This window comes from Neobacillus drentensis, from assembly GCF_036966985.1.
In the GTDB taxonomy this organism is placed as follows: Bacteria; Bacillota; Bacilli; order Bacillales; family Cytobacillaceae; genus Neobacillus; species Neobacillus drentensis_E.
The window spans coordinates 1-11,126 of sequence record NZ_JBALSN010000374.1; the positions used below are offsets into that span (position 1 = coordinate 1).

Genomic DNA, 11,126 nt, shown 5'->3' on the forward strand with positions numbered 1-11,126 from the left:
AATAAAATGGGACTACTCAACTCTTTTAACCAATGGAAAGAGACTAAATACCAAAATCATGGCTCAAATATGAAAGACCAAGGCAAATGTCCTGACTGTCACGGCCGCGGCTATACCGTATATCCATATAATGAATTTGCTTACTTTAATTCATTTGAATGCCCAGGCTGCCAAGGCACAGGTCAATATACAGATTGGGAAGAAATGCAGTAAATTGAAAATAAATAAAAATCCCTCCATTAACTCCGTTTGGATTAATGAAGGGATTTTTTTATAACTTCATACCTTTATCATTTGGCTAATTAGATTCGTTTCTTGAGTTGACTTTGATACGTTTTTGAAGTCCTTACTTCAACCGTTAGCGATCCTCCGTTTACGATTGCTTTTAATATTAAAGGTACACCCGTTGTATTCTTAAATCTAAAATCTTTACCTCCATAAGAAACAGTTGCATCTCTTCCTTTTGGCACGTAACCCACCGTTAAAGAATGGTGGTGCTTTTCAATATATTGGACGGCCAATTGATCAATCGCATTATACAAAGTAGAAGACGTTTGACAGATGCCCCCGCCATACCCCTCAACTAACTTACCGTAATTTATTTCCGGTGCTTTTTGGTATCCGTGTTCAGCATCACTCGGACCAACTGTTGTATTATATGAAAAAGAATCATTGGTCCCAAGGATGACGTTATTTATCGCGTGGGCTGAGAGTTCAATATTTTTCGTTCTTCCCACTGTCCCACTATTAAAGTGGGTCGTATATGAGGCAACTACAACGTCATCTAATTGGGAAGCCTCCTCAGCCTGATACCCGCTTGCATTCACATATAAAGGTAATTCCACATTGCCGCCTTTTTCTGAAACCAACATTATCTTTTCAGCCAATTCTTCTTCATCCAGAATTTGTTGAGGGGTACCTTTGATGATATTCCCTTCTTCATCAAGTTTATCAAGAACCATTCGTTTGTCGTAGCCAGGCTTTGATTGGGTTCCACGAGCTAATTCTCTAGTCAATTTTGATATTTCGACTTTATAATTGTCAGGATTCGTTATGTATCCTAAATCCTTTGTATTAAAAGTTTTTACAATGTCTTTCGTGTTCGGATCAACAATATTTACGTATACAGGTCTTGCTTCTTCCCTTTTTCTTTCTTCTTCCCGTTTCTTTGCTTCGGCCAGCTTCTTTTCTTCTTGTAATTTCTTCTCTTTTTCGATTTGCTGTTGCTTTTCCGCTGCCATTGCCTCTTTTTCTTTTGCAGTTTGTCCCGAACATCCAGTGCCAATTAAACACACAGCTACCAATAGTGATACAACCCAATTACGCTTCGCCATTTTCTCCTACTTTACTCCTTTTTGTATAGCCTTATGCCCTTTTATATTATTAGACGATATTCAACTGATTTTGTTACATATGACTCTCCTATTCTATTCCATTTTTAATCGCCATTTCCTGCAAAAATTAAGGAATCCCTAATATATAAAAGGAGATTAAATTGATATTCGATACTTCTTAGGCTTTTTTTAAAAGGTACGTAGCAACTAAGCCCAATTTCTCATATGGTATAATTAAAGCAGAAATTAAATTAATATAAATACTCCTTTAGACCTCAATTTACTCCTTCAATCGATTCCTTGCAAACTAAATGATTCTGCTCCCTGGTCATCACTTGAAATTAAGGGGGAAAGTGCCATGCGAGAAACCTTAATACTGCTTAGTATACTATTATTTTCTGTATCTCTTGTTTTAGGTGTAGTATCTCAGGTTCACCGAAAAAGCGGAAAAGGAATTTATTATTCTCTAGCCACAATCTGTTTAGGATGCGTTGTATTCTTATTGTTCTTTTACAACTGGAACCTGACAGGCCTTAGGAATGGTGAACCTGTCGATTCCCCTACAACAGAGTCTCCTTCAGGTCCCGGACAAAATAATGATAGTAAGGAGCCGGAAAAGGAAAACCCTACTGGTGAGGAACACCCTCCATCCGGAGAGCCTGATGAAGAAGAACCTAATGCCCCAGAGCCCGCTGCTCCTGAACAAATTATTCTGGGTGATAACGAAATCGTTGAATACAAAGTCGTTAAGGGAGATACTTTATTTTCCATTGCTACTAGAGCTGAGGTGACTGTAGAAAAAATAAAGCAATGGAATAATCTATCCTCCGATGCCATCTTTGTAGGTCAAATCTTAAAGCTTTACGGAAAGAATGTGGAACCGACTCCACCTAAGCAGGACCCACCACCGACATCCGCCTCCTCCGTCATTATTTCAGAAGGAAGCCCCCAGCAAAAACAGATCTCATTAACCTTTGATGCTGGAAGTGATGCAGTAGGGATAAGAATATTGGATGTTCTGAAAAAGCATAAGGTCAAAGCTACGTTCTTCCTTACAGGTACATGGGTTGAGAAGTATCCTAGCCTAGCCAAGAAAATTGTCGAGGAAGGACATGAAATTGGTAATCATTCATACTCTCATCCTGATGCCGTAAAAACAACGGCCAATGCGTTAAAACACGATATTATCAAAGCAGAGGAAGCCATTAAGGAGGCAACTGGAAAATCTCCACAACCCTATTTTCGTTTTCCTTTCGGCTCGTACAATTCTGCCGCGCTCAAAACTGTTGGTGCAGCGGGATATCCTTATAGCATCCAGTGGTCCCTTGATACAATTGATTGGAAACAGCCAGCCACTGAAGTTATCATTTCCCGTATTAAAACAGGAGCAAGCAATGGAGATATCATACTTATGCATATCGGAGGAATAAATACCCCGGAAGCCGTCGACCAAGTCATTCCATGGCTAAAGGACCAAGGCTACCAACTCGTCCCGTTAAGCATTCTATTAAAATAAAAAATGGTGCCTGACACCCCAATGGGTGTCAGGCACCAAATAGTTTATTTATTAAAATTAATCTCTATCTAGGAGGGCTGCCCCTGATATTCCAGGTTTAGTCATTTCATAGATATTTAAAATCAGATCTAATTCTTCTTCGCTAAGGACATCATACTTTAAGCATAGTTCACGAACTGATTTTCCAGTAACGGTTGCTTCTCTGGCGATTCTTGCTGCCACTTCATAGCCGAGGTGCGGATTTACTGCCGTAATTATGCCGACACTCTTTTCGACATTCTCTTTTAAGCGTGCCTCATTAGCCTCAATACCTACTAAACAATGGTCGGTAAAAGAACGGAAGCCGTTGTTCATAATGCTAATGGATTGAAGTAAATTAAATACCAATACTGGTTCCATGACGTTCAATTCAAGTTGTCCTGCTTCTGACGCAAGACAAATGGTATGGTCATTCCCGATTACTTGGAAGGCAATCTGATTAATCAACTCTGGCATGACAGGATTCACTTTTCCCGGCATAATCGATGAACCCGGCTGACGTGCGGGCAGTGATATTTCCCCTAATCCTGCACGTGGACCTGATGCCATTAACCGGAGGTCATTAGCGATTTTTGACATATTCATCATACATACCTTTAGTGCAGCTGAAACCTCTGTATATGCATCCGTATTCTGTGTGGCGTCAACTAAGTGTTCAGCATTGACCAATGGCAATCCACTAATTTCCGCCAATTCTTTGACCACATCTTCGATATATTTGGGGTCTGCATTTAATCCCGTTCCAACCGCAGTTGCTCCCATGTTCACTTCATACAAATTTTCACGAGAGTGGTTAATCCGCTTAATATCCCGTTCTAGCACACGAGAATATGCTTCAAACTCTTGGCCAAGTCGAATAGGAACAGCATCCTGGAGATGTGTACGACCCATTTTGATTACATTTTCAAATTGCTTTGCTTTATCTTTAAATACTTTATGCATATCCTTCATCGTCAAAAGTAATTTTTCAAGTATTCTTAGTGTGGCAATATGAATGGCAGTCGGAAAAACATCATTTGTTGATTGCGACATATTGACATGCGTATTGGGACTTAAATGCAAATACGCACCTTTTTCGTGTCCAAGTAACTCAAGTCCACGGTTGGCAATTACTTCGTTTGCATTCATATTCATAGAGGTCCCAGCTCCGCCTTGGATTGGGTCTACAATGAACTGATCATTCCATTTCCCTGCAATAATTTCATCGGCTGCTTGGCAAATCACATCACCAAGTCCACTATATAACCGCTTCGTATTTGTATTTGCAATCGCTGCTGCCTTTTTGATCATCGCAAGGGCGATGATTAATTCTTCATGTATTCGATAACCTGTGATTGGAAAATTTTCAACTGCCCTTAGAGTCTGAATACCGTAATAAGCATCTGATGGTATTTCTTTTTTTCCTAAGAAATCTTGTTCGGTTCTTGTAGTTTCCATGATTACCTCTCCCACCCTTAATAAAAACAATTAATGTGAAATTGTTGCTCACACAAAAATAATAACAGTTAAGACAACCTTTGTCTCTCTTTTCACAGTAATTACTCTGTTAATATACTAATCTAACAATTTATCTTAAGGATTTGTATATTACACCTTATATTACCAACCCGTTCATGTTATAATTTATCATAATATTATTTCAATATTATAAATTTATAGTCAATTTGAATAGAAGGAGAATCGTTAACATGTTAACTACTGAGATGTCATCTATACCACAACCAAAAACATATGGCCCGCTTGGTAATCTCCCACAACTAGACTTAAGCCAACCTACTCAATCCATCATGAAACTAGCCGATGAATATGGACCCATATTCAAACTTAAATTCCCATCGGGAACTGGAACATTTATCTCCTCTGCTGATTTAGTAAAGGATGCTTCAGATGTTTCTCGATTCGACAAACTCGTCAATGCTCCTTTACAGAAAGTCCGTGCCTTTTCCGGAGATGGTCTATTTACCAGTTGGACAAAAGAAGAAAATTGGCAAAAAGCGCACAACATTCTTCTTCCCAGCTTTAGTCAAAGTGCCATGAAAGGCTATCATTCCATGATGGTTGATATTGCCGTCCAACTTATCCAAAAATGGTCCCGTCTCAATTCTGATGAAAGTATTGATGTACCCGAAGATATGACAAGGCTTACATTAGATACGATTGGTTTATGTGGTTTTAACTATCGATTTAATAGTTTTTATCGCGAAAAATCACACCCATTTATTACAAGTATGGCTTCAGCACTGGACGAAGCCATGAATCAAAGTAACCGTCTCGGATTACAAGATAAATTCATGGTTAAAACAAAAAGACAATTTAATCAAGATATACATACCATGGTTTCCCTCGTCGACAGAATCATCGAAGAACGCAAACAAAATGAGGAACATGAGGCTGAAGACCTTCTTTCCCGGATGCTTAATAGTGCTGATCCTGTAACTGGAGAAAAGCTGAGTGATGAAAATATCCGCTATCAAATCATCACCTTCTTAATTGCTGGGCATGAAACAACCAGTGGCTTATTATCATTTGCTTTATATTTCTTAATGAAAAACCCAGATAAGCTTGAAAAAGCTTATGCAGAGGTTGACCAAATTCTAACTGACTCTATTCCAAGCTACCCTCAGGTTCGTAATCTGAAATACATTCGTATGATCTTGAATGAATCGTTGCGGCTATGGCCAACAGCTCCACTTTTTTCGCTATTCGCAAAGGAAGACACACTTCTGGCAGGAAAATATCCGCTTAAGAAGCGGGATGTNNAAGCTGCACCGCGATCCGAAAGCTTGGGGCGATGACGTGGAAGAATTTAGGCCTGAACGATTTGAGGATTCAAAGAAAATCCCTCATGATGCATTCAAACCGTTTGGAAACGGACAGCGTGCTTGTATTGGACAGCAATTTGCTATGCATGAAGCAACACTATTAATTGGGATGATCCTAAAACACTTCGATCTAATTGACCATACCAATTATCAATTGAAAGTGAAGGAAACATTAACATTGAAGCCTGACGGATTAACAATGCAGGTTCGCCCACGTGAGACTACTAATCGTTTTACCATTGCGATGAATGAATCAAGTGCAGCATTAGAGAAGAATACCAAACATGCAGATAATATGAATCCATCAATTATAGGTGCACATAATACTCCCCTGCTTGTCCTTTATGGTTCCAACATGGGAACAGCTGAGGGTATCGCTCTCGATTTAGCTGTGACTGCAAGGTTTAAGGGGTTCCATAGTGAAGTGGCAACACTTGATGAATTTGCAGGAGCGCTGCCAAAAGAAGGTGCCGTCGTTATTATTACCTCCTCCTACAATGGGAACCCGCCAAAAAATGCCCGTAAATTTGTCAAATGGCTCAAAGAAGAAGACAATGCCGTATCACTCAGTGGTGTCAAATATGTCGTGTTTGGCTGTGGTGATACCAATTGGGCAAGTACGTACCAAGAGATTCCAACCTTTATTGATGAGAGGCTGTGTGAAAGAGGCGGGACTCGTTTGTTCCAAAAAGGACAAGGTGATGCAAGCAGTGAATTTGAGCAACAGTACGAAGATTGGCATGAACAGGTTTGGCCAAAAGTATTCGATTTCTTTGGGTTAGAAAACGGTAGCACGGCTCCAACCAACAATTTATCAGTTCATTTTGTAAACGGAATCAATAACCCGATACCATCATATGTGGTCCCAAATCAAGAGATTAATGCGCTTGGAATCATTCCTCGCAATTCAGCAGAACTAGTTGGCCGGGTTCTTAACCGATATGGTCTAGATGAAAATACACAACTGATCTTAAACGGAAATAGAGGCGAAGTTACCCACCTTCCTCTAGATTTTCCTGTTCGTGTGTCGGATTTACTAAGCTATAGTGTTGATCTAACGGAAACTGTCACCCTCGCTCAACTTCGTGAACTTGCGGAATTTACTGTCTGTCCACCACATAAGAGGGAATTAGAGGTACTCCTAAATAAAGAAACCTATCAACTTCAAGTTGTCGAAAAAGAAATTTCGATGTTACATCTATTAGAAAAATACCCGGCATGTGAGCTGCCTTTTGAGAGATATTTAGAGCTATTAGCACCGTTGAAAGCCCGTTAAAAAAAGAGGTTGATCCAAAAAGTCCATTACAACTTTTAGATCAACCTCTTTTTACATTAACTCGAGATAACTATTATTTAAAAGACCGATTGAATTTTTCCAAAAGTACTCCGAACAATTCACGTTCCTCATCCGACCAATCTTCTAGTAGTTCCGAAACTCTCTTCAAGCGTGCCTGTTGATAATCAAACAATTCCTTTGCACCCAGTTCAGTTAATTGAAGAGAATAAGCTCGACCATCCAATGGATCGGGAATTCGATATAAATAATCTTTATGCTCTAAAGCCGCCGCCTGTCTACTGACGGTAGATATATCCAATTTAAATTCATCAGCTAATACTTTAACTCCGACAGCACCCTTTTCATTAATTCGTCGTAGGATTAAATAGGCTGATCGATCAAGATTCCCCAATTTCTTATTACTCGAAATTGACGTGGTTCGGCGGATCAGAATGGCTAATTCAAGTTCGATCATTTCTAAAGAATGTTCATGCATTTACTATCCTACCTCACTGTTATTTCCTCATATAAATTATGATAACATACTCACATTCTTATTTGTAAGGAAACACTATTTGACTGATATGGCAAAAGCACTATTGACGTAGTGGAAATTGATTGTATAATACAATTATATACTTTCATCATACAACTAATTCAAGAAGTTGGAAAGAATCACATAGGGGGAAATTTAATGGCACCAGCACCAAAAACTAATACCGCACCACCACAACAGATACAGGTGAAACCCAATGAAAAGGCAGGTTTACTTAGCCAGCCAAAAGCAGTTTGGGCCGTTTTTTTTGCAAGCATTATCGCGTTCATGGGGTTGGGTTTAGTTGATCCCATTTTGCCGGCAATTGCCGAACAACTACATGCCTCACATAGTGAAGTTACCTTGCTGTTCACTAGTTATAATGCCGTTATGGCGGTTGCCATGCTTATTACTGGGGTGATTTCTACAAGGCTTGGCATCAAATGGACATTATTGTCGGGAATCGTAATCATTGCAGTCTTTTCAGCACTTGGAGGAATTTCAAACGGGATTTGGACCCTGGTCGGACTTCGAGGCGGATGGGGACTTGGAAATGCACTTTTTGTAGCAACAGCTTTATCAGCAATTGTTTCACTATCAAATAGCGGAACTGCAAAAGCGATCATCTTATATGAAGCAGCAATCGGACTTGGCATTTCTGTTGGTCCTCTACTTGGCGGATGGCTGGGCGGAATGTCTTGGCGAGGTCCATTTCTTGGGGTTGCCACATTAATGATTATTGCCTTTATTGGTCTCTTTATTTTAATGCCAAAATCAACCACACCAACTGGGGTAAAATCACGATCTTCTTTACTGGATCCATTCCGAGCCTTAAAACATCGTTCACTTTTAGTTTTCGGTATTGCAGCGGCACTTTATAACTTCGGCTTCTTCACTTTGCTTGCATATGCACCATTCGTCATGGGCTTGGATGAGCACGGGTTAGGATTCGTCTTCCTTGGCTGGGGAGTTTTGCTGGCTATTACCTCAGTTTTTATGGCTCCAAAACTAACTGTATGGTTTGGAACCATAAAATCAATGTGTTTGATGTTAATTTTATTTGCTCTACTTTTAGTGGTAATGGGAATATGGACCTCTACACAATGGGTCATCATTACTGCTGTCATTTTAGCTGGCGCTTTATTAGGAAATAATAATACCCTTATTACCACAGCCGTGATGAATGCAGCTCCAGTTGAGCGATCAACAGCCTCTGCAGCCTATAGCTTCTTACGGTTTATTGGGGGTGCGATAGCACCATTTACAGCAGGTAAACTAGCCGAAATCTATAACCCAAGTGTTCCATTTTTAGTTGGAGGCGGGTTTGTGGTTGTTTCGGTCCTATTTATCTGGATGAATAATAAACATATTAATCATGTAGATAATATCGAAATAGGTCATTAAGATGAAAAAAGGATCTGTGAATGAATCGCGGATCCTTTTTTTCATTAGTGGATATCTTTTTTCTTAAATCGGCCTCCGCGCACTTCTGAAATGTCACCAATTGCTAAAAATGCGTTCGGGTCAATATCCTGAACAATCGTATTTAATTTTGATTCTTCCAACCTCGTAATAATACTGAAGATGACCTTCTTATTGTCACCAGTGAAAGCACCTTGCCCTTTAATATAGGTGACTCCTCTTCCCAGCCTCGCATTTATTGCATTTCCAATCTCTTCGGCTTCATCACTGATAATCCAAACAGATTTAGATTCTTCGAGGCCGGCTACAACGGTATCAATAGCCTTCGATGCAATTACATAAGCTAGCAGGGAATACATGGCACGGTCCCAACTAAACACAAAACCTGCTGCACCTAGTATAAAGATATTTATAAACATGATGATTTGCCCTACAGAAAATGGAACTTTTTTCGTGATCAAAAGTGCCAGTATTTCTGTTCCATCTAAGGCACCGCCATTGCGGATAACAACACCTACTCCTGTCCCGAGAATCATACCGCCAAAAACAGTAGCAAGGAGAATATCATCAGTAAATGCTGGAATGGGATGAAAAAATGAAGTAAAAATCGATAAAACAATAATTCCATACACGGTAGATATAGCGAAGGTTTTTCCCATCTGCTTATATCCCATATAAACAAATGGCAGGTTTAAGATGAGGAGGAAAATTCCTAATTTCCATCCTGTGATATGCGCAAGCATAATTGAAATACCTGTAATTCCACCATCAATAACATGGTTTGGAACTAGAAATATTTCTAACCCAGTTGCCATTAGGATAGCTCCTATAGTGATCGCGACGGCTCGAAGAATGATCTTTCTAAGTGGTAACTTTCGGTGTTGAACTTTTTCTTGTTTAAGTTCTGTCACATCATCACATCTTTTCATAAAAATTTAGCCAGTAATCGTTTCGTTAAAATGTGAAACAATCTCTATCTATTGTTTGTTATATCATTTTTTTACCTAAAGATGAACTTAAGTTCATCTTTTTAATGATCTACTTTGTTAATCTACCCTTTTTTTCCAAAAAAATAGCTAAAATCCTACGATTTTAGCTAAAGGAAATAAATTTATTCACCTTCTGTTGCTCGTTCAATGATAATATCTTCAATGACACGATGTTTACTCAGTTGGCCGGTGTGAATTATCTGCTGACCTAACTTTTGTCTCATCTTGACCATATGATCCACTTCTTTTAAAAGAAGGCCGGAAAATAATAAATAAGGAATCACGATTATTTTTCCAGCAGAATTTACAGAAATGGATTCAAGACCTTCTTTAAGCCTTGGCTCCGTTGCAGCTAAATAACAAACCTCAGCCTTTTCAATTCCAAGTCGATCACTAATTCCTTTCGTAATCGCGGTAAAGGCAGTGTGAATGCTTGTGTCACTACTTCCCCTTCCAACAATTAAAACCGAATCCTTAGGTGTTAGATCGGTGACCGTTTCCCTAACCATCTCAGCAATCCCATCGAGTATTTTCCCTTGAACACCAAAAGGATCTTTTATCTTTACATTGATGGTTGGATACCGCTCGCAAAGAGAAGAAAGAGCCTGTGGAATATCTTCTTTAATATGACCAGCAGCTAATAAAAATAAGGGAACGACAGTTATCTCCGTCGCTCCCCTATCTACACAGTGCAGAAAGCCCTCTTCAATACCTGGCTTGGTCAACTCGAGAAAACAGATTTCCTGAATTTCCACATTTATTCGTTCCATCACTCTATGTATAAAAGATTTGGCTTCTTCAGCCCCCTCTTTTGAACGTGTACCATGGCCAATGTATAGAATTGCTTTCACCCTCACTGCTCCTTCCTTGCTTCACTTACTTACTATCCTCTACCATTCAAGACATTGCCATACTTCCCTCTTTAGCGAGAGAAGTAACCACCGTCTCTTTTAGATAATGTTCTTCTCTTTTAGATAAGCAAAGACTTGTTCCACCGCTTCTTCAACTGTTACTTGATCTGAGTGAAGAGTAATTTCTGGTTGTTCTGGTGCTTCGTATGGTGAATCAATTCCGGTGAAATCCTTAATCTCCCCGCGGCGTGCTTTCGCATACAGCTGCTTTGGATCTCTACGTTCACATTCCTCAATCGGGCATTGCACAAAGACTTCAATAAATTCACCGACTTCGAACAA

The 11,126-nt window shown here is 39.5% G+C and carries 9 protein-coding genes and 1 pseudogene; 4 read left to right on the plus strand and 6 right to left on the minus strand.

Annotated elements, in window-relative coordinates:
* A partial coding sequence (locus tag V7659_RS22390) for a methionine aminopeptidase (RefSeq protein WP_335542400.1) occupies positions 1–213 on the plus strand: 213 nt, incomplete at its 5' end.
* 89 nt (positions 214–302) lie between these two features.
* Here the strand turns inward: V7659_RS22390 and V7659_RS22395 are convergent.
* Complete coding sequence (locus V7659_RS22395) at positions 303–1,334, minus strand: VanW family protein (RefSeq protein ID WP_335542402.1); 1,032 nt, start codon at positions 1,332–1,334, stop codon at positions 303–305.
* Positions 1,335–1,692: 358 nt separating this feature from the next.
* Here V7659_RS22395 and V7659_RS22400 point away from each other — a divergent pair, with 358 nt between their 5' ends.
* Positions 1,693–2,850 (plus strand): polysaccharide deacetylase family protein, encoded by a 1,158-nt coding sequence (locus V7659_RS22400; RefSeq protein WP_335542404.1) that lies wholly within the window; start codon positions 1,693–1,695, stop codon positions 2,848–2,850.
* A gap of 57 nt (positions 2,851–2,907) precedes the next feature.
* Here V7659_RS22400 and aspA read toward each other — a convergent pair whose 3' ends face one another.
* Positions 2,908–4,326: an aspartate ammonia-lyase gene (gene aspA, locus V7659_RS22405; protein ID WP_335542405.1), complete on the minus strand. Its 1,419-nt coding sequence runs from the start codon at positions 4,324–4,326 to the stop codon at positions 2,908–2,910.
* Between the two features lie 251 nt (positions 4,327–4,577).
* Between aspA and V7659_RS22410 the strand changes: the two are divergent.
* A pseudogene (locus V7659_RS22410) lies at positions 4,578–6,987 on the plus strand (cytochrome P450).
* A 73-nt stretch (positions 6,988–7,060) separates the two neighbouring features.
* On the opposite strand, the gene V7659_RS22415 reads toward V7659_RS22410, so the two are convergent.
* Positions 7,061–7,483 carry a MarR family winged helix-turn-helix transcriptional regulator gene (locus V7659_RS22415; protein WP_335542407.1) on the minus strand — a complete coding sequence of 141 codons (423 nt, stop codon included), beginning with the start codon at positions 7,481–7,483 and terminating at the stop codon, positions 7,061–7,063.
* Positions 7,484–7,681: 198 nt separating this feature from the next.
* Here V7659_RS22415 and V7659_RS22420 point away from each other — a divergent pair, with 198 nt between their 5' ends.
* Entirely contained in the window at positions 7,682–8,926 is a 1,245-nt protein-coding gene (locus tag V7659_RS22420) for an MFS transporter (RefSeq protein ID WP_335542409.1), read from the plus strand.
* A 44-nt stretch (positions 8,927–8,970) separates the two neighbouring features.
* Here V7659_RS22420 and V7659_RS22425 read toward each other — a convergent pair whose 3' ends face one another.
* The 3 genes from V7659_RS22425 to V7659_RS22435 all read right to left on the minus strand — a co-directional run.
* A complete protein-coding gene (locus V7659_RS22425) occupies positions 8,971–9,855 on the minus strand; it encodes a YitT family protein (protein WP_335542411.1) in 885 nt (294 codons plus the stop codon).
* A 200-nt stretch (positions 9,856–10,055) separates the two neighbouring features.
* Complete coding sequence (locus V7659_RS22430) at positions 10,056–10,784, minus strand: sirohydrochlorin chelatase (protein WP_335542413.1); 729 nt, start codon at positions 10,782–10,784, stop codon at positions 10,056–10,058.
* A 99-nt stretch (positions 10,785–10,883) separates the two neighbouring features.
* Positions 10,884–11,126: adenylyl-sulfate kinase (locus tag V7659_RS22435; RefSeq protein ID WP_335542415.1), on the minus strand; the 243-nt coding region annotated here is incomplete at its 5' end.

Bases quoted from the DNA above. Each gene is read 5' to 3' on its own strand.
- V7659_RS22415 (WP_335542407.1), bottom strand. From the start codon at position 7,483: ATGCATGAACATTCTTTAGAAATGATCGAACTTGAATTAGCCATTCTG.
- V7659_RS22420 (WP_335542409.1), top strand. From the start codon at position 7,682: ATGGCACCAGCACCAAAAACTAATACCGCACCACCACAACAGATACAG.
- V7659_RS22400 (WP_335542404.1), top strand. From the start codon at position 1,693: ATGCGAGAAACCTTAATACTGCTTAGTATACTATTATTTTCTGTATCT.
- aspA (WP_335542405.1), bottom strand. From the start codon at position 4,326: ATGGAAACTACAAGAACCGAACAAGATTTCTTAGGAAAAAAAGAAATA.
- V7659_RS22395 (WP_335542402.1), bottom strand. From the start codon at position 1,334: ATGGCGAAGCGTAATTGGGTTGTATCACTATTGGTAGCTGTGTGTTTA.